The following is a 22,243-nucleotide window of genomic DNA, read 5'->3' on the forward strand; positions in this document are numbered from 1 at the left end:
ATGACCGACACCATCGCCCGCGCTGCCGAGGTGCTTAAAGGACATCGCGACAGTATTGACCGGCTCGATGCGATCCTTGTGTTCACTCTGGCCGAACGGTTCAAACACACGCAGGCTGTTGGGGTTCTCAAAGCCCAGCACGACCTCCCGCCCTCAGACCCCGCACGCGAATCCAACCAGATCGCGCGGCTCGAAGAGCTTGCGGCTCAGGCTGATCTCGATCCTGAGTTTGCCAAGAAATTCCTGAATTTCATCATTCAGGAAGTCATCCAACACCACAAAAAACATCAATCCTGACGGGATATCCCGTCACTTAAAAACGTCTAGGAGACTATATCATGGCTATCAAAATTCGTCTTGCCCGCGGCGGTTCCAAAAAGCGCCCCTTTTACCGGATCGTAGCAGCCGACAGCCGCATGCCGCGCGACGGCCGCTTTATCGAAAAGCTGGGCACCTATAACCCACTGCTGCCAAAAGACAGCGAAGACCGGGTGAAAATGGATGTGGAGCGTATCCAGTACTGGATGAGCCAGGGTGCCCAGACAACGGATCGTGTGTCACGCTTTCTTGAGGCGGCTGGCGTTGTTGACAAGAAGACCCGCAACAACCCGAAGAAAGCTGTTCCGGGTAAGGCGGCTCAGGAACGTGCCGAAGCCAAAGCCGCAAAAACCGCCGAGGCAGACGCGGCTCCCGCAGCAGAAGACGCAGCGGCGGAATAAGACCTGCCTTCTGATCAAGCAGATGGCCGGCCCGCCCGGCCATCTGCGCTTTGTGCCGACGACACGCCGCTGTCGTGCTGTGTCTGATTATTATCACAGCGTCATCGTTGTTTGATCCAAGGCCAACCAACACCCGTATCCAGGACACACCAAAGGTTGACCAAACGCCCGGTCTGACCCATGACGGTGGCGTGCCCGGATTGAAAAGGATGTGCCTGCCATGATTTTGCGCTTTGTCACCGCTTCTGTATTGAGTGCGGCATTGTCCACTCCGGCCCTGGCGGCGGGACCGTCTGACACGAACATACCCACGGTTGCCCCTGCGATGCCGGAAGCGGCCTCGCCCAGACTTGTGTTTACCCTGCGCGGGGGCGTTTCGTCTTCGCCCGAATATTTTGGCAGCGAAGACCAGAAGCTGGGTCCGGATTTCAGCTTTCGGCTGAACTACCTCCAGCTTGGACAGCGTGGGATCGGCAATCCGGATGTGACCGCCGCCCCGCGCGTGCTGAGCTTTGGTCCGTCCTTCCGTTTCATTTCCGAACGCGACGCGGATGATTATGAAGAACTGGAAGGTCTTGATACGGTTGACGCGGCGCTCGAAGTGGGTGTTTCGGTCGGTTACGCGCGGGAACATTTCCTTGCGTTTGCCCAGGTGCGGCGCGGGTTTGGCGGGCATGAAGGCTGGGTTGCCGAAGCCGGTGCCGACATCCTCTATCGCCCGAGTGACCGCTGGCTCTTGTCCGCAGGACCGCGCGTGCTGTTTGGCGATGACACGTTTACCGACACATATTTCGGCGTCACCAGTGATGAAGCAAACGCCACCTTTTCCGCATATGATCCGGATGGTGGACTGATCTCTGCCGGGATTGAGCTTGGTGCGCGTTACAAGATCAATGATCTTTGGGGCATCGAGGGGGCAATCACCTATGATGTGTTTCAGAATGATGCAGCCGACAGCCCGATTGTCGAACAAGGCACTGACGAGCAATGGGGCGTGCGCGTTGGCATCACGCGCGTGTTCAGCATTGGTGGCTAAGGTCCGCGACCTGCAATTGCCTCTACCCGCCCGTCTGGTCTATTGGATCGCTTGAAGCGACAAAACATGAACCTTTGGGTGACACATGAGTGAAAAAGTCTGCGTCGGAGCGATTGCCGGGGCCTTTGGAGTGCGCGGTGACGTGCGCCTGAAAAGCTTTACCGCGAACCCGAAAGACATCGCCGAATATGCGCCGTTGGAAACCGAAGACGGCGGGCAGAGCTTCTCGGTCAAGATCACACGACAGATTAAAAACGGTCTGGCCGCGCGCCTTTCGGGGATCACCACCAAAGAGGCCGCCGATGCGTTGCGCGGCACACAGCTTTATGTGCCGCGCGATCGACTGCCCTCTTTGCCGGATGACGAATTTTATCACGCCGACCTGATCGGATTGACAGTTACCGATACGGGTGGTGCCACGTTGGGAAAGGTCGTGTCCGTGATCAACAATGGCGCTGACGATCTGCTGGAACTTTCGGCCCCTGGACAAAAGCAATCCGTGCTGCTGCCCTTTACGAAGGCCGCTGTGCCAACCGTCGACCTCTCGCAGGGGCGCATCGTCGCTGATCCGCCAGAGGGTTTGTTTTCGTGACGGCAAAGATCGTCATTCATGCAGGCTTTCACAAGACGGGGACCACAAGCGTCCAGGCCATGCTGCGCGAAAACGCCCAACATCTTGCCCCGCATCTGCGCGTATATCTGAAAGAAGACTTTGAAGACCTGACCAACAAAGCCCGCGCTTTCTCGATTGATCCACGGGAAAAGACACTCAGACATGTGGTGCGCGCCGCGATGGCGTTTTTTGAAACGATGGATCGGAACGATCCACGGCCGATCCTGATCGCGTCCGAGGATCTGTCCGGGCATATGCCCGGTCGGCATGGCCTGCAATGTTATGATGGCGCTGGTTTGGTGATGAAATGCCTGGCCGAAACCGCCTATGCGCATTTCGGATCAGACGTTGAACTTACGTTCTATTTCTCGACACGGGACCCTGACACATGGTTGCGCAGCACTTGGTGGCAAAACCTGCGCAGCACCCGTTTGACGCAGGATTTTGAAACATATCGGGCGACATTCGAGGACGCACGAAGCTTTGACGACATTCTGAATGAGGTGAAAGAGGATGTGGCACCGGCACATGTAACCTCGCAAAGCCTTGATATGTCCAAGGACGTGCCGCTTGGGCCGCTTCAACCGGTGTTGGACCTGATCCCGCTTGCCGATTTTGACCCGTCTTGTCTGACGGTGCTGCCGCCGGAAAATGTGCAACCGGATGTCGGAATTGACGCGGTGTTTCTGGCGCTCAACCAAAGTGGTCTGCCGGACAAGGATATTCAGGATGCCAAACGCACTATCCGAAAAATGGCGCGGCGCGTCTCTCCGTAACCGGCACATCACAGCTTTGCCAGAATAAGGCCTTTTCTACGCCTGTTTCACGGCGGGATATCGCCACCACTTAGAAATATAAGCGGATCACTGCTCGATGGAGCGTAGTGTGGTGAATGGTCTGATACGTCGTATACTCCTTAGCTTTGCCGCGCTTTCGCCCGGCGTTGTTGCTGTTTTCTTTCAGGAACTGGCACTGTCGTTGGCGTTTGCCTTGTTGGGGGTCGCAGGTGCCATCAGCGTTGCCGCTGTCGCAATCGCGACATCACCAAAGATCAGCGACGCATTGACGGCCCCTGCCACAGCAAAGCGCGATTATGCGTCACTGCTCCGGCCATACGCATTTGCAGAGCTTCACGAATCCTGTCCCGATCCGATCCTGATCCGGGCACATTTGAAGGACATGACGTCACCCGCCGATGCGTCGCCGGGCTTTGTGGACAAAGACCAACAGATCGCAATGATCACGGCGCAGATCATGGCGCGTTGGGACGTGATTGATGTTTTTTCCCTGAGTGATGATCAGGCTCGTGAACTGTGGCTTGTGGAAACCCTGTTGCGTGCCTCTCCCGCCGAAGCGGGTGCCCTTGCCGAGCGGTTCGTCACTCCGGAGGTGATGTTAACCATGCGAGACCGCATTTCCATCACGCCCGTGGTCTAGAACTGGCCTTTACGACAATCATTGACTACTGCGTTCGGTGTCAACAAAGGCAAGCCAGATGGATGATCCGAAGTCACCTCCGCAGAAATCCCATGGTCGCAAGACCATTCGCCCAACCCTGAAACCGCGCGAATTGATGGACCACACACCCGACCTTGCGCATGTGTGGAAAGCGCAGGTCATTACCCTGCTGCCAGACGCATTCCCGGGCATTCTGGGCCAATCGCTGACCGGGCGCGCATTGAAAGACGGGCTGTGGCAACTGGAACCCATTGCATTGCGCGAGTTTGGCGAGGGCAAGCATCGCAATGTGGATGACACACCGGCAGGTGGGGGCGCGGGCATGGTGTTGCGCCCAGACGTGATGTCCTTGGCCATTGACCACGCCCGGGCGCGGATCGCGCCGGGCACACCGCTGATCTATCTGAGCCCGCGCGGCAAACCGTTTACACAAAAGTTGGCGCAAGGCCTTGCCTCAGGCCCCGGTGCCACGTTGATTTGCGGGCGCTTTGAAGGGCTCGATCAGCGTGTGATCGACCACTACCAAATTCTTGAGGTCAGCCTCGGTGACTTTGTTCTGACCGGCGGCGAAATTGCCGCGCAGGCATTGATCGACGCCACGGTCAGGTTGCTGCCAGGGGTCTTGGGCAATGCCGCATCAACCGAAGACGAGAGCTTTGCGGACGGTCTGCTGGAACATCCGCAATATACCCGCCCATCCGACTGGCGCGGAATGACCATTCCGGATGTCTTGATGTCTGGTCATCATGGCGAAATCAACAAATGGCGTCAGGCGCAATCGCACGCGTTGACCAAAGACAGGCGGCCAGACCTGTGGGCCGCATGGCAGGCGCGCAAAGGCAAACCGTAACACGGTGCGCTCTGAGCAGCTTTATGCGCCCATACACACGGCACAAAGGGCAAACACTGTCTGATGCGGCCGACATTTCCGTCAGGCGGGATGCACGGAAACAAGGCACTTGATTCCCGACCCCGGCTCTGGTCTATGGCGCGTGTTCCGGGTGTTAGCCCGGTGCGGTGATTCCGTGTTGTCTTCGAACACGGCCAAACCGCACCCGTCCCGGACGATTAAAAGACAAAGTCGACCTGATCTCTGGCGGGCGCATCTGCGGACCCGGACGAAGACCAAGAGCTCTGAGGCGCGCACATCTTTGCGGAGCAACCGCAAGCAGTTTTAGGAGAGAAGCGATGAACCTGATCGCTCAGTTGGAGGCGGAACAAATCGCCGCCCTCGGGAAAGACATTCCCGATTTCAAAGCCGGTGACACCATCCGTGTCGGCTATAAAGTGACCGAAGGCACCCGCACCCGTGTGCAGAACTACGAAGGCGTCTGCATCAGCCGTCGTCAGGGCTCTGGCATCGCCGGATCGTTCACTGTTCGCAAGATTTCGTTCGGTGAAGGTGTGGAACGTGTGTTCCCGCTCTATTCCACCAACATCGACAGCATCGAGGTTGTCCGCCGTGGCCGCGTTCGCCGCGCCAAGCTGTACTACCTCCGCTCGCGTCGCGGCAAATCGGCCCGTATCGCGGAAGATACCACATACAAGCCGCTGAAAAGCAAAGACGCGTAAGGAATTCCGAGATGAAAAAAGACATTCACCCCGAATACCATGTCGTCAACGTCAAGATGACAGACGGCACAATGCTTGAAATGCGCACCACTTGGGGCAAAGAAGGCGACACCCTGTCGCTCGATATCGACCCAACGGTTCACCCCGCATGGACAGGCGGCAACTCGCGCCTGCTCGACACCGGTGGCCGTGTGTCCAAGTTCAAGAAAAAGTACGAAGGTCTGGGCTTCTAAGCCGGTCTTCAGTTACGCTTTTGAAAGCCGTCCCTGTTCGGGGCGGCTTTTTTCGTGTTCGCACATCAGTGCCGCATGCTGCATCGTGCAACACCACTTCCCGCGCCGGATGGGTTTGTCTAAAACAGGACCCAAGCGTGCACATGCTTTCGGAAGGACCAGCACCTTGGACATCGCGCCTCTCATTGCCGGGATGGTCTTGTTTGCCATCTCAACCGCGATCGGGATGTCTCAAATGGTCAAAATCATCACGATCATTGAGGCCAAACACGAACTCAAACAGGGATCAGCGGGCTGGATCAGAGCGTTGTCTGGCTGGACATTGGTGGTGTTCTGGCTGCTGATCACATGGTTTCTGGCGACAATCATCGGCGATTGGTATGTCAGCGGCGATCTTGAGGCGGCAATTGACCGATCCTGGCTACGCCTTCGGATCATGCTCGAAATTATGGCAGCACTTGGATCGGACTGATGGATCAGATCGCAGTCGACCAATCCGAAATTCAATGCCAAAGCTGCGGCGGTCAATGCGCCTTTGATCCCGCGCAGCAGGACCTTTTATGCGGAAGCTGTAGCTCTCTCTGGCCGCTTGCCACAGATGGCGACGACGATGCCGCCACCGAATTCCCGTTCCACCCTGACGCCCCGATGGCCGAACCGCCCTCCTTGCGGGGGGACCAGATACACCAATGCAAAACCTGCGGCGGCGAGGTCATTTTCACGGGCCCCGCGATGTCCGAAACCTGTCCCTATTGCAACGGTCCCGTGGTCCTGGGGATCGAGGACAAAGCCTACGAGACCATGGCCTTGGTGCCGTTTCGGATCGACCGGGACTATGCCGCCCGCTGTATCACAGACTGGGTCCATAAGCGCATCGCCGCCCCCTCTGACCTGACAAGGTTTGCAGCAGAGGGTCGGATTGCCAGCATTTATGCGCCGTTCTGGACATTCGATTCACGCGAAGCGATCCAGTACTGGGCGTTCTACACCTACCGCTCTGGCAAGAACAGCCGCACCCGCAATGTGTCCGGCACGATGAACGTGCATTTCGACGATCTTCTGGTTCCCGCCTCTCCGCATGTGACGCCGCTGATCCGCGATGGCATCCTGCATGACTTCCAACCCCGCCAATTGCGCCCTTACCACGCAGGGTATCTTGCCGGGTTCGCTGCCGAGCGACATCACATGACAGTCGCAGACGGCCTGAACCTGAACGCCAAAGACAAAGACCTTCTGATCCGTAACAAGATCAAACAGCATGTTGGACGGCGGAACACAAAAGTGGACAGGTATCGCACCGACACGACAGGCATCTATTACCGCCGCATCCTGCTGCCTGTCTGGATTCTGCACTACACTTATCGCGGCACGTCAAAGAAAGTTGTCGTTTCGGGCATCGATGGGCGCACCTATGGCGAACGTCCGTTTTCGCCATGGAAACTGGCAGGGTATTCCGCGCTGATCACGGCGCTGACGATGCTCCTTGGGCTGATATGGGGCGCGACCGGCATCCTCTGAAAGTGAGTCGCCGCTGCACCGTTCCGCAACGGATTTGGCGCAACACCGCATCTTGGATTGCAACCCGGCCCATCTATGCGCATAGCTGACGCAAAGCACGTAAGAGCAGGCGCATGGCACATATTATTGTTGTCGGAAATGAAAAAGGGGGCGCGGGCAAGTCGACTGTGTCCATGCATGTGGCCACCGCACTTGTGCGGATGGGGCACAAGGTTGGAACGTTGGACCTTGATCTACGTCAGCGCACGATGGGCCGCTATGTGACCAATCGGGCAAATATGCTTGAACGCGAAGGTCTTGACCTTCCGACGCCGCGTTACATGGAATTGCCCGACATTTCACCGGACAGTCTGCAACCGGGTGAAAATATCTACGATCATCGCCTGTCGGCTGCCGTGGCTGAACTTGAACCTGGCAGCGACTTTATTCTGATAGATTGCCCTGGTTCTCATACCCGGCTTAGCCAGGTGGCGCATTCGCTGGCGGATACCCTGATCACACCATTGAACGACAGCTTTGTCGATTTCGATCTGTTGGCTCATACAGATGCCACTGGCGAAAAGATCGAAGGTCCATCGGTCTATTCGGAGATGGTCTGGAACGCACGGCAATTGCGCGCACAGGCGGGCCTGCCGCCGATTGATTGGGTTGTTCTGCGCAATCGACTGGGCGCGCAGCAAATGGTCAACAAGGCCAAGATGGAAAAAGCGCTGGATCGACTGTCCAAACGCATCGGGTTCCGCATCGCGCCCGGTTTCAACGAGCGCGTGATCTTTCGCGAGTTGTTCCCGCGCGGGCTGACATTGCTGGATTTGAAAGATGTCGGTGTCAAACAGCTCAATATCTCGAACATTGCGGCCCGTCAGGAATTGCGCGATTTGATCAAGACACTGAACTTGCCCAACGTCACGGTCACGTTCTGATCCACTGGCCCAGTTTCGCACGACCCCTATCTTTGTGTCATATAAAGGAGGCGCAATGACCGGACCGACACGTGGTGAACTGTGGTTTCGATTGGCATTTAGCCTGTTCGGCTTGGGCTTGCTGGCCGCCACCGTTGCGATCCGGGGCATTGCCAATTTTGCCGCGCTGATCGAAGTTGTCGGCATCGCGGGGGCATTTTTCGGCGGAACGGCGATTTGGTCTGCGATCCGGCTTTGGCGTGCCAGGGAGTGACACGCGCGCCCGGGTCGGCGTCGGTGTCAAGGTGTACCCACACCGCGAAACCAAAGACGGCCCGAACCATGTGATCCGGGCCATCAGACAGCACCTGTAGCGGAGTTACTCTGCAGGCACTGTGTTCGGCATGGCAGGTCGCTTGACGAAATGCTGGCGGTTCAGGCGAAGAACCAGGACGATTGCCACCACCTGCGCCAAAATCGCAAAGGCGGTCACGCCCCAATAGGCGGTTCCGAATTTCTCAATCACGCCAGCAGAGACAAGCCCTTTGTTGGCAAAGAAGTGAATCATCACAGACATCGCCACGGCAGGGCACACCAGGGCATAAGATCCCGGAGAGGTCTTGGAGCCCAGCACGAAATCCTTGAAATACCCCTGACGGTGCATCACGACCGCGCCAAGCAGAAGGAAAACCACCTGGATCGACAACAACCGTGCGAGAAAGATCATCGTGTCCCCCGCCTGGGCAGGCACCTCGAAGGCCACGTGAAGACCATGGTCCTGACGCAGGAACATGATACCCAACACCGTCACCAGTGGCACGATGATCATCAGCGTTGGTCCGGCCTCTCGGGCGGTGCCGTGCTGTAACATCGAGGAAAACGCGGTGGTTGCGGCAACCGCAGTGTAAAGGATTGAAGCGACACCAAAGAACGTCGACAGGATCAGGGCAATCGCCACCGTGGCGGCTGTTTCGCTCATCGCGGCGGGTGCTGCAAACCCAACCGCAACCATGGCCAGACTGAACGCAGGAAGAAGCTGTGCAAAGGAATTATGCGCCGTCACATCGAAAACGCCGCCTTTTGAAAGGACCCGCCCCAGAAAGGTGCCGATCATGCGCAATGCCATGACCCCGATTATCGCAAAGGCAACAAGTGCAATCGGAAATAGGTATTCAACGACGCCCCAAAGACCCGGAACAAAGACCAGCCCCACGATAAACAGCGCATTCACTGTCATCGCCAGCGCCAGCGGCATGGCAAGTAACGTGGCTTCGGCATTGGTTTTACACAAATTGCTGTAAGCAGTGGTCCGTTTGAAAGCCGACAAGGCAGACATGTTCCAAAGGATTGATTTAATGTTGAGCGTCGCAAAGACTGCGATGCCCACGAGCGCAAGGCCAATGGCAACCTGAAGCAGCACTCCGCCAGACGCAAACGCGCGGGCGATGTCTTCGAACACCGGCACAGACTGTTCGGGATGCGGCACCCAGAACATCAGGAACATGAAGAAACTCACCGTAATTCCCCCGGCCCCCAATGCCGCAAGGAAGTAGATCGGCGAATAGGTATCAGCCGGTCTGGTTAAGGCCTGTGCCATGTTGAAACTCCTTACATTCTGATTTTCGAATATAAATACATTCAAAATATAGAATGTAAAGACGGGATAGTGTTCACATTTGAAGCGGCTCCCGCCAATGCAGTGTTCGGCTTCTCTTACAGGCCGAAATTTGCCCAATATCTTGTGGATAAATTTTGGCTGGCAACCACATGCGGCAGCCGCGCATTGACTCGCACATAGTCGCCGCGACACACTGCCCACCAACCAGAGAATCAGGCAGGCAATTCGAGTGCGCTTTTCCAAACTGCGATTGACGGGCTTCAAAAGCTTTGTAGATCCGACCGATCTGGTGATCGCTGACGGTCTGACCGGTGTGGTCGGACCTAATGGATGTGGCAAGTCGAACCTTTTGGAAGCCTTGCGGTGGGTCATGGGCGAAAATCGCCCGACCGCCATGCGCGGCGGCGGAATGGAAGACGTGATTTTTGCCGGTGCTGCAACCCGCCCTGCCCGGAATTTTGCCGAAGTCTCGATCCAGATCGACAATACAGAGCGGCTGGCACCGGCAGGATTCAACGACCTGGATCAGCTGGATATCGTCCGCCGCATAACTCGGGATGTCGGCAGCGCCTACAAAGCCAATGGCAAAGACGTCAGAGCCCGCGACGTTCAAATGTTGTTCGCGGATGCATCCACCGGGGCCCATTCACCTGCCCTTGTCCGACAGGGACAGATTTCCGAACTGATCAACGCCAAGCCAAAAAACCGGCGTCGTATCCTTGAAGAGGCCGCCGGTATTTCCGGACTATACCAAAGACGACACGAAGCAGAACTCAAGCTGAAAAGCACCGAAGCCAATCTGTTGCGCGTTGATGACGTGATCGAACAATTGGCCGCACAGCTGTCGCAACTGGCGCGTCAGGCACGGCAGGCAGCGCGCTATCGCGCGATTGGCGAAGAACTGCGCCACGCAGAAGGTTTGTTGCTGTATCGACGGTGGAAAGACGCGGATCACGCCCGGGCCGAAGCCGACGCACATCTGAAAGAGCGGACGACCCAAGCTGCCCAGGCCGAAACGCACGCCCGGGCCGCCACAAAGGCGCGCGAACAGGCCGACGCCGCCCTTCCGCCTTTGCGCGAAGAATCCGCAATTGCGGCTGCAATCGTGCAGCGCCTGACACTTCAACGAGACACGCTGTCCGAACAGGAACGCCGCGCCGCAGATACCATCCAAACCCTGACACGCCGCATTGAGCAGATGAACAAGGATATGGAGCGGGAAAACGGGCTTAACCGCGACGCTGGCGAAACCATCCAGCAACTGGAATGGGAAGCCCGCGAACTCGAAAAAGCCGCGGACGGTCACGCAGAGAAACTGGCAGAAGCCGCCGAAGCCGCGCGCGAAGCCGGAGCGGTGTTGCAGACGCGCGAAGCGGATTTAAGCCAAAAGACAGAAGACGTGGCCCGCCTTGCCGCACGTCACCAATCCGCGCATCGCCTGTTAAGCGACAGTCAAAAGACGCTTGATAGAAACGAGGCCGATGCCGCGCGGGCGCGCGACGCCGTCACAACCGCACAAGATGCATTGAGCACCGCCAAAGACACAGCCGCTCAAGCCCGTCAGGAACAAACCGCGGCACGCGATCTGGCTGATCGGGCAGAGCAGGTTCTTGCAGAAGCCGAAACCGCCCGCGCCGAAACCCAATCGCGCGAAGCGGACGCACGCGCCGAAAGGTCCGAAGCCGAAGGCGAATTGAATGCGCTGAGCGCCGAAACAACGGCTCTTGCGCGGCTATTGGACCGGGACACTGCAGAAGGTGGGCAAATCCTTGACCGCTTGCAGGTCGAACAAGGCTTTGAAAAGGCCCTTGGCGCGGCATTGGCCGACGACCTGCGTGCGCCCGAGGTTGAGGGCGACGGACCAACGGGATGGACCGTGTTGCCAGCCTATGACGAAACGCTCCCCTTGCCGTCAGGAGTCAGCGCGCTGACCCGGCACGTCTCTGTACCCGAGGTTCTGGAACGGCGCATGGCGCAAATCGGGCTGGTGGACGCCGAAGATGCCGCGCGCCTGCAACCGCTCTTGAAACCCGGACAGCGGTTGGTCAGCCTCGAAGGGGACCTATGGCGCTGGGACGGGTATCGCGCATGGGCGGAAGATGCCCCATCTGCTGCGGCGCTGCGCCTTGAACAGTTAAACCGCCTCGAAACGCTCAAACAGGAAACCGCCCGTGCTTCGGCCCGAGTGGATGGCGCACGCGCCGCGCATGAAAGCCTGACACAGCGGTTGTCCGATTTGAGCCAAGCGGAAAAAACCGCACGTCAGGCCCGGCGCGATGCCGATGCCGCCGTCACAGAGGCCGCCCGCAAACTCAGCCGCGCCGAAGCCGACAGCGACATGGCCGAAGGCAAGCTGGAAAGCCTGTCCCTGTCGGTGTCACGGTATGAAGATGAAGCCACGACAGCCCGTGCACAACTCTTGGACGCCCAGCGCGCGGTCGGCGAACTTGAAGATCTCGACACAGCGCGCGGCGAGGTTGAAGATCTGAAAATGACCGTCGAAGCGGCCCGCATGACCATGATGGCCCGCCGATCAGAACATGACGAATTGCGCCGCGAAGGGGATGCCCGGACCGCCCGTGCCCAGCAGGTCACCAAAGAGCTGAGCGGCTGGCTGCACCGGTTGGACACCGCGGAAAAGCGTAGCGCCGAATTGGCCGAACGCCGGGACGCGGCGCAAGAGGAACTGGATGCCGCCGCGGATACACCCGCCCAACTGGCCGCCCAGCGCGCAGACCTCGGGCAAGCAATCTCAGACGCCGAAGCGCGCAATGCGGCGGCCAATGACACGCTGTCATCCGCCGAGAAAGCCCTGCGCGCCGCGGATCAGGCAGAACGGGATGCCGAACGGCAGGCCTCAGAAGCACGCGAAGCCCGCGCCAGATCAGAAGCCCACGCAGAAGCCGCCCGAGACGCCGTCAACGCAGCCGCTGAACGGATTGCGGAGGAACAGGAAACCAGCCCCACAGCGCTGTTGCAAAAGCTGGACGCAGACCCCGACACCCTGCCCAAGGCAGAGGCGATTGATGCAGATGTGTCCCGGCTCAAACGTCAGCGCGATGCGCTTGGGGCGGTCAACCTCAGAGCAGAAGACGACGCGCGCGAGGTCCAAGAAGAGCATGACACACTGCTGGGCGAAAAACAGGATCTGGAAGAGGCCGTAAAAACGCTGCGCTCTGGCATCGCAAGCCTGAACCGGGAAGGCCGCGAGCGGCTTTTGACAGCCTTTGAACAGGTAAACAGCAACTTTTCTTTGCTGTTCACGCACCTGTTTGGCGGCGGTGAAGCCAACCTTGTCATGGTTGAAAGCGATGATCCGCTTGAAGCCGGGCTAGAGATCATGTGTCAGCCGCCCGGCAAGAAGCTCTCGACACTGTCTTTGCTTTCGGGCGGCGAACAGACCTTGACAGCCCTGGCTTTGATCTTTGCGGTTTTTCTGGCCAACCCTGCTCCGATCTGTGTGCTTGATGAGGTGGACGCCCCTCTTGACGATGCCAATGTTACACGGTTCTGCGATCTGCTTGACGAGATGTGCCGCCGCACCGAGACCCGGTTTCTCATCATCACACACCATGCGGTCACAATGTCCAGAATGGACCGCCTTTTCGGTGTGACCATGGCGGAACAGGGTGTGAGCCAGCTGGTTTCTGTCGATCTGAAAAAGGCAGAACGCATGGTCGCGTGACCCTTCGCACCGGTTTGGACCGGCATCGTTCAGGCGGGGTTTCTACGCAGAAATGATGTCTGCATTAAGCGCCATCGACCCGGTCGCCCCGATGTGCCGGATCAGAACGCATAACAGCATGCGCTCGGCAAGGAACCGCTCATAGAATTTTGTACGCTTCATCATATCTACAAAGACGGCCCGAGTGAGATATGGCTCCGATGATGGACAGCGCGACCCGACATTCGATGGCATTCATGCCCCCATTGGCCAAACTGCCAATGGCAAAGCAGGATTTCTCAACCTCACCTGCCCATCAGACAAAACCGGAAACCGCATCGCGCGCGGATCTGCTTTGGCGTTTGGCAGCTTTCGCGCCAGCTGTGCTCATCACCATTTTTTTCAGCACCGCACTTGCTGTGTGGCTGGGCAACAGCGGCGTATCCGGCCTTGAAGCAGGTGTGGTTGGCCTAGTTGCGCTCACGTTTGTTTGGGTCTCGCTGTCGGTCACAACTGTTTCTTTGGGTTTGATCCGAAGAGTGACCAACCCATGCCGCACAAAGCTCAGCCCTGTGCGCGGCTCGGCCCAAAAAGTCGCGCTGCTTGTTCCGATCTATAACGAGGTGACGTCAGAGGTTTTCGGCAATGCCTCGGCGATGCTCAAAGATCTTAGCCATGGTCCGCAGAAAGATGAGTTCACACTTTTCATCCTGAGCGACACGCGCGACGCCGATATCGCCGACCAGGAATTGCAAGCTTATTTCGCGCTGCGCAACGACGCCCCAGACGGGATCTCGGTGTATTACAGGCGGCGCCCAGAAAACACCGACAAAAAGGTTGGCAATCTGGCAGATTGGATTGAAAACTGGGGGGCGGCCTATGAAGCGATGGTGGTTCTTGACGCCGACAGCCTGATGAGCGGAGCCGCGATCCGGCAGCTGGCGCATGAACTTGCCGCAGATCCGCGCGCGGGCTTAATCCAAAGCTTTCCATCCCTGATCGGGGCAAAAACCCTTTTCGGGCGCATGCAGCAGTTTTCAAATGCGGTCTACGGGTGGCTTTTGGCAGAAGGTCTTGCCGTTTGGTCCCAGCGCGAAAGCAATTATTGGGGTCACAACGCCATCATCCGCACCCGTGCCTTCGCGGACAGCGCGCGTCTACCATATCTGCCCGGCTTGCGTGGCGGCGAAACCCTGATCCTAAGCCACGATTTTGTCGAAGCAGGCATGTTGCGCCGCGCGGGCTGGAGCGTTCGCTTCCTGCCCAGATCAGGAGGTAGCTACGAAGAAGCCCCGCAAACATTGATAGATTATGCGTTGCGAGATCGTCGTTGGTGCCAGGGAAATTTGCAGCACCTGCGTTTGCTGACCGCACGCGGCTTTCATCCGGTGTCGCGATTTCACATGCTGCAGGGGGCTGTCGGTTTCCTGTTATCCCCAGCCTGGTTTGCGCTGATCGTGATTTGGGCGCTGCTTGGTACTTACCCCAATGACGCAGCCCCGTCCCGCGGCGCGGTCAATCCCTTACAGCCGATCTGGCCATCGTCTGAACCTGTCAACGGCCTGGTCTGCCTGGCGGTGATCTACACAATGCTCTTGATGCCGAAACTCATGGCCGCCTGTGCCCTTGGCCTGCGCCGCCGCACGCGAGACGACTATGGCGGATGGATGCCATTCATCGGCAGCGCCCTGTTCGAGGTTCTCTGCTCAGTCTTGTATGCCCCGGTGCTGATGGTTCAGCAAACGATCGCGGTGGTCCATGCCTGTGGCGGAAAATCCGGCACATGGGTTCCGCAAAATCGCGGGGCAAGAGCCTATAGCTGGCCACAGATCCTGCGGTTTCACTGGATCGAAACCATGTGCGGAACCGCCATGTGCCTTGGCATCGCCATCGGACCTGTATCGTTGTGGCTTTTGCCAATCGCAATCAGCCTAAGCCTGGCGGCACCTCTTTCCAAACTCAGCGCTGTGCGGATCAGCGCGCGCGTCCCAAAGCCATTCCGCCTGGATACACCCCAAACCCTTCGCGAACCGCGCGTTGTCCTGTCTGCGCGCAAAGAAAAAGCATGGATGGAAGAGCTGTTGACACGACCGACCTACGCGCCCTCGGCAATCGCTGCCGAGTGATCCATCCCATGATCCGAAACGCCTGTCTTCGTTTCAAAAATATCTTGGGGGAGCGCGAGAGGGCAAAGCCCCTTCGCATATGTCGGATTGGCACAGCCAATTCGATACCGCAGACACAGCTTCGGCAAAAACCGGCATCCGGGTCAGTTCAAAGCCTTTGTAACAAACCGGCGGTCGGCCACGCATCGACAGGCAGACCCATTTCCTTTTGCACCGATCGCACCGCGGCGCGGGTTCCAGCCCCTAAAATGCCGTCAATTTTGCCAACATCATATCCACGCGCTGTCAGCTTTTGCTGCAAGAGTTTCATATCATCACCACTTAGCCCCGGCCGCGGCGATCCTGCGTCAAACACCGGCGCGCCGTTCAGACGGTTGGCGAAATAAGCGGCTGTCAAAACGTAGGTGAAGCTTTGGTTCCATTCAAAGAAAACGCGAAAATTCGGATATGCGAAAAACGCGGGCCCGTCTTTTCCTTCCGGCAAAAGGACAGACCCCGTCAGACCTTGCCAAAGCGTTGATGTCCGCCCCTTAACCCCAAGCGCTTGCCATTCCATCACCGAAAGCTGCGTCGGCAACCCGGTAAGCGCAAGGTCAAGCGTGTCGGGCAACGTCACCTCTTGCAACCACGGCTCTCCTGCGCGCCACCCCAGACTTTGCAACATCTTCGCACCCGACAAAAGCGCGTCAGGTACGGATGTTTTTAGCGTCACACGCCCATCACCATCGCCATCGACACCGTTTTCAAGGATATCCGCCGGTAACATCTGCACCATTCCAATTTCGCCTGCCCAGGCTCCGGTGGTTCTTTGCGGATCAAAATCACCATTGGCAAACAATTGCATCGCAGCAAAAATCTGCGGTCGGAACAGGTTGGGCCTGCGGCAATCATGCGCCAACGTCACCAGCGCATCACGGGTATTGAAATCACCCTGAAACGTCCCGTAATCCGTCTCGAACGCCCAAAAGGCCAACAACACTCCGCGCGAAATCCCATAATCGCGTTCAATCTGTTCAAACACGCTGTCCCATTTCGCCGCATTGGCGCGCCCGCGTTCAATGCGATTTGCACTGATCAGCCGCCGCGCAAACTCTGTGAACCGCAATTGGAACACGCCTTGTCGACGGTCCGCTTTCAATACGGCTTGGTCTGACCGAACACCTTGAAAGAACGCCTCGGCCTGTTGTTCGGAAAACCCGCGTGTCTGTGCGTCACGCATCAATTCGTTAACAAACGAGTCAAATGAACCGCCACATTTCGCCCAGACCGGGCTGGCCAAGCCCGCGCAAATCATCAGTGAGCACAGAAATTTGCGCATATTATTCCCTTCTAAAACTGAATTTTTAACAACCTATCAGGGTGTTGAGCCAAACAACCACCCAAATCGGCTATGTTCCGCTCATTTTTTCGCTCTGCAAGCAAAGCTTACCGAAACGTTAACCTTTTATTATGATATCAGGGACGAGTCTGGGTCAGATACGCGACGCCATTGGAAAACTGTAAAACGTTCATGAATGTATTGATTGTCCAAACCAAACCGTCCCTCGGGCACCTGTGGCAACGTCACTTGCAGCGGCATGGCCATGCTGCGGAAATTGCTGTCGACCAGGATGGTGCCATCGCGCGCCTGTCCGAGCAGTTTTACCCGATCATCATTCTGGATGTCGTTCTGAATGACGGCAGCGCGCTTGCCGTGGCGGATTATGCCAGCTACCGTCATCCGAATGCCAAGGTCATTTTTGTGACCAACAGCAGTTTCTTTTCGGATGGGTCAATCTTTCAGCTGTGTTCGAATGCGTGCGCCTTTGTGCCCACGGCAACCGAACCCGAAGATCTGGCTGCCATGGTCGAACATTATGCCCAAACCGTCTAAGCGACCCGCTACAGCCTTTTAGGCCGCGTTCAACGCTGCTCGCCGATGAGGCGCATCAAAATCCAGATCCGGGTTGATCGGAATGATGCGATACGGATTTATGCTTTGGTGACTGTAGTGATAGTGGCGCACGATATGGTCAAAGTTCACCGTGTCTGCCACGCCCGGCCATTGATACAGTTCGCGCGTATACGCCCAAAGATTAGGGTAATCGACGATCCGCTTGCGGTTACACTTGAAGTGCAAATGATAGACCGGATCAAATCGCACAAGCGTTGTAAACAGTCGCCAATCCGCTTCGGTGATCCGATCCCCCATCAGGTATCTGTTGGTCGACAGACGATCCTCCAACCAATCCAAGCTTTCAAAAAGCGGGCCGACGGCGGCGTCATACGCCTTTTGCGAGGTCGCGAAGCCGGATTTATACACGCCATTGTTCACGGTATCATAAATACGTGCATTCACCTCTTCGATGGCATCGCGCATCGGCTCGGGCCAATAATCATCTGTATTGCCGGTAAGGCCGTTGAACGCTGAATTGAACATCCGAATGATCTCAGAGCTTTCGTTCGACACAATCGTCTCCCGCTCTTTGTCCCACAAGATCGGCACGGTGACCCGGCCGGTCATAGTAGGCTTCGCCTTGAGGTAAATATCGCGCGCGAATGGCAGATTATACAGGGTGTCACCGGTGGCAGCCGGATAATCATCCGCAAAGGTCCACCCCTCGCCCAGCATGTCAGGATGTACCACTGACACCGAAATATGCTCTGTCAGTCCTTTCAAAGCGCGGAAGATTAGCGCGCGATGTGCCCAGGGGCAGGCCAGGCTGACATAAAGATGATAACGCCCGCTTTGCGCCTCGAACCCGCTGCTCCCGCTTGGTCCCGCACTGCCATCGGCAGTGATCCAGTTGCGGAATTGTGCCTCTTCGCGCTTGAACGCGCCCCCGGTTTTTTCGGTGTCATACCATTGATCGCGCCAGTGTCCGTCTATCAGAAGTCCCATTGTGTCACTCCAAAAAGTTATCCCGGACAAGTTAGCGTATAGCACATTTGCACAAAACATCCGCGATCGCGCATATAATTACATATTTTCGCACAGAACCTTTGCCGCCATCGCATGCGCTCTCAGGTCAAGATCGAAGCTTTTGGACCACCCAAATCACGATCATCGCACCAAGCACCGCCCCTACGAGGCCGGCCACGGCTCCGGTCGCTGCCAGCAAGAGCCGGATGACCATCGCCCCGATCAATGCCCCGGCGACACCAACCATGACCGTTGCAAGAGTTCCCATTTCCACCCGCATCACACGCGTCGCCAAAAACCCGGCAGCCGCGCCCACAACCAATAAAAGCAGGATCGACATCGCTATCTCCGTCGACGGTTTCGCACCGTGCCGCGCCAGTGGGTAGGAACGATAATCAACGCGCCCAGCGAGGACGCGATGGCATTCATGCCGGGCGAATTAAAGCCGATCCCAAACATGATCCGGACAAAATACGCAAGAAACGCGCCGCCGATGCATATTATGATACTTTGCAGGATGCCATTATTGGTAAAGCCGCTTCGCTCGGAGACGTAACCCACGATGCCCGCAATGATAACAGTGCCCATCAAAACCATGAACATAGCGCTTTAGCCTCCGAACCGTGTTCCCGCCGGGATCGCAATACCTCTCAGGAAGGTTTCCGCATCCTGAGCCGCTTTGCCCGCGCGCTGTGCCCGCGTGATGGTAACGGCACCTGTTCCGCAAGCAATGGTGAAGTGATCATCAAGAGCCGTCCCGGCATCACCCTGTGCGTCGGACAAACGGCTTTGCAAGAGCTTGACCCGCTCTCCGTTCAAAGTTGTCCACGCTCCGGGAAAAGGCGACAGCCCGCGGATTTGGCGATCAATGTCAATCGCATCGCGGGACCAGTCAATCCGGGCCTCGGCCTTGTCGATCTTGTCGGCATATGTGATCCCGTCCTCCGGTTGCGCCTGCGGCTCTAAACTGTCCAGCTGCTGGATCGCCTCCACGATCAGCCGCGCACCCATGGTGCTTAGGCGGTCGTGCAAGCTGCCTGTTGTGTCCATCGCCCTGATAGGCGTTGTGTCCCTCAACAGAACAGGCCCCGTATCCAGCCCTGCATCCATCTGCATGATGCAGATGCCGGTCTCAGCATCTCCGGCCAGGATGGCCCGATGGATCGGGGCGGCCCCCCGCCATCTGGGCAGCAAAGATGCGTGGATATTCAGGCACCCATACGTCGGCGCATCAAGAATAGCCTGTGGCAGGATCAGACCATAGGCCACAACCACCGCAACATCGGCATCCAAAGCCGCAAACGCGGACACGGCTTCCTTGCTGCGCAAAGACGCAGGATGACGGACCTCAAGGCCCAGCGCGACCGCGCGGGTATGAACAGGTGTTAGACGTTCTTTTTTGCCCCGACCCGCCGGTCTTGGTGGCTGACAATAGACTGCGGCAATGTCGTGCCCGGCCTCGACCAGCGCATCCAGCACAGGAACCGAAAAGTCCGGAGTGCCCATAAAAATGATACGCATGGATCAGCCTTTCAGCTTTTTCGCGCGCCGCAGAAGCATATCGCGTTTTGTCTTGCTCAGATGGTCAAAATACATCTTGCCGTTCAAATGATCGATCTGATGTTGAACCGAGGTTGCCCAAAGCCCGACGAAATCTTGCTCGTGGATCTGAGAATCGTCACCCAGAAATCGCACCGTGACAGCGCGGGGGCGCTCTATCTTGGCGAACACACCCGGAAGATTGGGGCTTGCCTCTTCATGTGCGTGCAACTGGACAGAAGCGTGCAGGATCTCTGGGTTGGCCATCTTGATCGCGCGCCCTCGCTCCTCGGATGCGTCGACAACGGCAAGCCGCTGCAAAACCCCGATCTGATTGGCCGCCAACCCCACGCCGGGCATTGCTTCCATCGTGTCGATCATATCATGCCAGATCGTGCGCACATCATCGGTGATCGTATCAACCAGCAGAGCCGCAGTGCGCAGGCACTTGTTGGGCCATGGCACACAGGGTCGCACCGTCATGACTGCGCCCTACAGACATCGACCGTCAAAACCGGTACGCCACTCATGCGCGCGCCAATTCGCGCTTCATTTTCACCATTTTGCGCGTGATCATCTGCCGTTTGAGCGGCTTGAGGTGATCAATGAACAATGTCCCGTTAAGATGGTCAATCTCGTGCTGCAGGCAGGTCGCCCATAAGCCGTCAAATTCCGCCTCCCGTGGGTTTCCGTCACGATCCAGCCAAGAGACTTTCACCGCTTCGGGGCGGGTCACATCGGCGAATTGATCCGGCAGGGACAGACAGCCCTCTTCGTACACGTTCAGATCGTCTGATACGGAAATGATCTCAGGGTTGAACATTACCATTGGATTGGGTGTTGCGTCTTCGCCCGTTTCGCAATCCATAACGATCAGACGCGACAGCACACCGACCTGCGGCGCCGCCAAGCCGATGCCGGGGGCGTCATACATCGTCTCTAGCATGTTATCCGCCAATTCGCGCAATTGATCATTGATATCCGGCACGGATGCACAGGATTTCTTGAGACGCGGGTCTGGATGCAGAACAATCGGTAATTTCATGTGATTGATCTAGGCAATCCTGTCCTCAAGAGCAATAGACAGGGCCTTGCGCCCGCCGAACAGATCGCTAGCGTCATGCGAAAACCAGACCTGTTTTCGGAGCTTCCAATGCATGATCTTTTCAATCAGCCCACCGACCGACGTGGACGACACAGTGCCAAATGGGATCTTCTTGAAAGCAAATTCGATGTGCCAATGGAAGATGGTCTTTCCATGTGGACCGCAGACAGCGACTATCCAACCGCACCTTGCGTTCTGAAAGCGCTGCAAGACGAAATTGATCACGGCGTATTCGGCTATTTCACCGATTATTCCGATTACAATGCAGCAATCCACTGGTGGATGAAGGAACGCCATGGCTGGACCATCGACACCGATTGGATTTTGACGTCTCAAGGTCTGGGGAACGCAATTGCATTGTGCATCGACGTCTGGACCAATCCCGGCGACCGTGTGGTCACGTTCAATCCCGTCTACCACGAATTCGAACACAAGATCCGCAGAGCCGGTCGTGCGCCGGTGCAATGCCCTTTGGTGCGGGACGGCGACCGGTACAGTCTTGATCTCGACGCGGCACAACACATGCTGGATGGGTCGGAAAAGATGCTGATCTTTTGCTCGCCGCAAAACCCGTCTGGCCGCATTTGGTCGGCTGACGAATTGCGCGCGGTTGCAGATTTTGCAGCCCGCAACGATCTGATTTTGATTTCAGATGAAATTCACAATGACTTCATCTATCCCGGCAACAGCTTTGTTCCCTTCGACGTGGCCTCACCTGAATCCCGCGACCGGGCGATCATTCTGACCGCGTCGTCAAAAACGTTCAACATTGCGGGTCAAAAAACCGGCAATATGATCATCCCGGACCCCACCCTGCGCAGCGCGATGGAAAAACGCCTGCAATCGTTGGATTATTCCCCGAACGCGTTGGGCCTGAAGATGGTCACGGCGGCATACACCCCCGAAGGGGCAGCATGGGTCGACGCCCAGATCGCACATTTGGCTGAGAACAAAACGACCTTTGACGCCGGTGTAAGCGCAATTCCCGGAGTGTATTCGATGCCGTTGGCATCCACCTATCTGGCTTGGGTTGATTTCTCGGGCACCGGCATGACGTTTGAAGAGGTCAGTCGACGCATCCGGCAAGACGCCCGCATCGCACCCAGCCCCGGACCGGAATTCGGGCCCGGCGGCGAAACCTTCATGCGCTTTAACCTTGCAACGCAAAAACAACGGGTAGAGGAAGCTGTCCGCCGATTGCAGGACGCGTTTTCTGACTTGCAGTAGATCAGACCAAC

General features: G+C 57.2%; 25 protein-coding genes. 17 read left to right on the plus strand and 8 right to left on the minus strand.

The features are described 5' to 3' along the window. The 13 genes from ACG74X_RS01350 to ACG74X_RS01410 all read left to right on the plus strand — a co-directional run bounded on the left by ACG74X_RS01350 (position 1) and on the right by ACG74X_RS01410 (position 8,325). On the plus strand, positions 1-297 hold the full coding sequence (locus tag ACG74X_RS01350; protein WP_411232176.1) for a chorismate mutase: 297 nt from the start codon (positions 1-3) through the stop codon (positions 295-297). 41 nt (positions 298-338) lie between these two features. Then, positions 339-719: a 30S ribosomal protein S16 gene (gene rpsP / locus ACG74X_RS01355; RefSeq protein ID WP_411232177.1), complete on the plus strand. Its 381-nt coding sequence runs from the start codon at positions 339-341 to the stop codon at positions 717-719. A gap of 220 nt (positions 720-939) precedes the next feature. Continuing rightward, positions 940-1,755 (plus strand): MipA/OmpV family protein, encoded by an 816-nt coding sequence (locus ACG74X_RS01360; RefSeq protein ID WP_411232178.1) that lies wholly within the window; start codon positions 940-942, stop codon positions 1,753-1,755. Between the two features lie 85 nt (positions 1,756-1,840). Then, positions 1,841-2,347 carry a ribosome maturation factor RimM gene (gene rimM / locus ACG74X_RS01365; RefSeq protein WP_411232179.1) on the plus strand — a complete coding sequence of 169 codons (507 nt, stop codon included), beginning with the start codon at positions 1,841-1,843 and terminating at the stop codon, positions 2,345-2,347. Further along, positions 2,344-3,144 carry a hypothetical protein gene (locus ACG74X_RS01370; protein ID WP_411232181.1) on the plus strand — a complete coding sequence of 267 codons (801 nt, stop codon included), beginning with the start codon at positions 2,344-2,346 and terminating at the stop codon, positions 3,142-3,144. The genes rimM and ACG74X_RS01370 overlap by 4 nt, the downstream gene beginning before the upstream one ends. 97 nt (positions 3,145-3,241) lie before the next feature. Continuing rightward, on the plus strand, positions 3,242-3,805 hold the full coding sequence (locus ACG74X_RS01375) for a hypothetical protein (protein WP_411232183.1): 564 nt from the start codon (positions 3,242-3,244) through the stop codon (positions 3,803-3,805). 58 nt (positions 3,806-3,863) lie between these two features. Then, positions 3,864-4,676 (plus strand): tRNA (guanosine(37)-N1)-methyltransferase TrmD, encoded by an 813-nt coding sequence (gene trmD / locus ACG74X_RS01380; protein WP_411232184.1) that lies wholly within the window; start codon positions 3,864-3,866, stop codon positions 4,674-4,676. Positions 4,677-5,014: 338 nt separating this feature from the next. After that, entirely contained in the window at positions 5,015-5,398 is a 384-nt protein-coding gene (gene rplS / locus ACG74X_RS01385) for a 50S ribosomal protein L19 (RefSeq protein ID WP_411232185.1), read from the plus strand. Between the two features lie 11 nt (positions 5,399-5,409). After that, positions 5,410-5,631: a 50S ribosomal protein L31 gene (rpmE, locus tag ACG74X_RS01390; RefSeq protein ID WP_247082766.1), complete on the plus strand. Its 222-nt coding sequence runs from the start codon at positions 5,410-5,412 to the stop codon at positions 5,629-5,631. A 166-nt stretch (positions 5,632-5,797) separates the two neighbouring features. Continuing rightward, on the plus strand, positions 5,798-6,103 hold the full coding sequence (locus ACG74X_RS01395) for a hypothetical protein (RefSeq protein WP_411232186.1): 306 nt from the start codon (positions 5,798-5,800) through the stop codon (positions 6,101-6,103). Further along, positions 6,103-7,149 carry a hypothetical protein gene (locus tag ACG74X_RS01400; protein WP_411232187.1) on the plus strand — a complete coding sequence of 349 codons (1,047 nt, stop codon included), beginning with the start codon at positions 6,103-6,105 and terminating at the stop codon, positions 7,147-7,149. The genes ACG74X_RS01395 and ACG74X_RS01400 overlap by 1 nt, the downstream gene beginning before the upstream one ends. Positions 7,150-7,262: 113 nt before the next feature. Beyond that, positions 7,263-8,072: a division plane positioning ATPase MipZ gene (locus ACG74X_RS01405; RefSeq protein WP_411232188.1), complete on the plus strand. Its 810-nt coding sequence runs from the start codon at positions 7,263-7,265 to the stop codon at positions 8,070-8,072. 55 nt (positions 8,073-8,127) lie between these two features. Beyond that, positions 8,128-8,325 (plus strand): hypothetical protein, encoded by a 198-nt coding sequence (locus ACG74X_RS01410; protein ID WP_411232190.1) that lies wholly within the window; start codon positions 8,128-8,130, stop codon positions 8,323-8,325. 105 nt (positions 8,326-8,430) lie between these two features. Here ACG74X_RS01410 and ACG74X_RS01415 read toward each other — a convergent pair whose 3' ends face one another. Then, entirely contained in the window at positions 8,431-9,648 is a 1,218-nt protein-coding gene (locus ACG74X_RS01415; RefSeq protein ID WP_411232191.1) for a TsoY family (seleno)protein, read from the minus strand. Between the two features lie 250 nt (positions 9,649-9,898). Between ACG74X_RS01415 and smc the strand changes: the two genes are divergently transcribed. Both smc and mdoH read left to right on the plus strand, forming a co-directional pair. Further along, the gene (smc, locus tag ACG74X_RS01420) at positions 9,899-13,354 is read left to right on the plus strand and encodes a chromosome segregation protein SMC (RefSeq protein WP_411232193.1); all 3,456 of its coding nucleotides are present in this window, start codon (positions 9,899-9,901) and stop codon (positions 13,352-13,354) included. A gap of 203 nt (positions 13,355-13,557) precedes the next feature. Continuing rightward, positions 13,558-15,459, plus strand: coding sequence for a glucans biosynthesis glucosyltransferase MdoH (gene mdoH / locus ACG74X_RS01425; protein ID WP_411232871.1), 1,902 nt, complete (start codon positions 13,558-13,560; stop codon positions 15,457-15,459). 148 nt (positions 15,460-15,607) lie between these two features. Here the strand turns inward: mdoH and ACG74X_RS01430 are convergent, their stop codons facing one another. Continuing rightward, complete coding sequence (locus tag ACG74X_RS01430) at positions 15,608-16,777, minus strand: lytic murein transglycosylase (RefSeq protein WP_411232194.1); 1,170 nt, start codon at positions 16,775-16,777, stop codon at positions 15,608-15,610. A gap of 192 nt (positions 16,778-16,969) precedes the next feature. Here ACG74X_RS01430 and ACG74X_RS01435 point away from each other — a divergent pair, with 192 nt between their 5' ends. Beyond that, entirely contained in the window at positions 16,970-17,332 is a 363-nt protein-coding gene (locus ACG74X_RS01435; protein ID WP_411232195.1) for a hypothetical protein, read from the plus strand. An 18-nt stretch (positions 17,333-17,350) separates the two neighbouring features. On the opposite strand, the gene ACG74X_RS01440 is transcribed toward ACG74X_RS01435, so the two are convergent. From ACG74X_RS01440 to def (ACG74X_RS01465), 6 genes are all read right to left on the minus strand, one after another. Next, the gene (locus tag ACG74X_RS01440; RefSeq protein WP_411232196.1) at positions 17,351-18,340 is read right to left on the minus strand and encodes a glutathione S-transferase family protein; all 990 of its coding nucleotides are present in this window, start codon (positions 18,338-18,340) and stop codon (positions 17,351-17,353) included. 127 nt (positions 18,341-18,467) lie between these two features. After that, positions 18,468-18,701, minus strand: a complete 234-nt coding sequence (locus ACG74X_RS01445; RefSeq protein ID WP_411232197.1) for a GlsB/YeaQ/YmgE family stress response membrane protein — start codon at positions 18,699-18,701, stop codon at positions 18,468-18,470. Positions 18,702-18,703: 2 nt separating this feature from the next. Continuing rightward, on the minus strand, positions 18,704-18,964 hold the full coding sequence (locus ACG74X_RS01450; RefSeq protein ID WP_411232198.1) for a hypothetical protein: 261 nt from the start codon (positions 18,962-18,964) through the stop codon (positions 18,704-18,706). A 6-nt stretch (positions 18,965-18,970) separates the two neighbouring features. Next, a complete protein-coding gene (gene fmt, locus ACG74X_RS01455; RefSeq protein ID WP_411232200.1) occupies positions 18,971-19,882 on the minus strand; it encodes a methionyl-tRNA formyltransferase in 912 nt (303 codons plus the stop codon). A gap of 3 nt (positions 19,883-19,885) precedes the next feature. Next, positions 19,886-20,383, minus strand: a complete 498-nt coding sequence (gene def, locus ACG74X_RS01460) for a peptide deformylase (RefSeq protein WP_411232201.1) — start codon at positions 20,381-20,383, stop codon at positions 19,886-19,888. 43 nt (positions 20,384-20,426) lie between these two features. After that, entirely contained in the window at positions 20,427-20,945 is a 519-nt protein-coding gene (gene def / locus ACG74X_RS01465; protein ID WP_411232203.1) for a peptide deformylase, read from the minus strand. A gap of 108 nt (positions 20,946-21,053) precedes the next feature. On the opposite strand from def (ACG74X_RS01465), the gene ACG74X_RS01470 reads away from it, so the two are divergent. After that, complete coding sequence (locus ACG74X_RS01470) at positions 21,054-22,232, plus strand: MalY/PatB family protein (protein ID WP_411232205.1); 1,179 nt, start codon at positions 21,054-21,056, stop codon at positions 22,230-22,232. The last annotated feature ends 11 nt before the right edge of the window (positions 22,233-22,243 follow it).

This window comes from Marivita sp. S0852 (assembly GCF_046591575.1).
Lineage (GTDB): Bacteria > Pseudomonadota > Alphaproteobacteria > Rhodobacterales > Rhodobacteraceae > Marivita.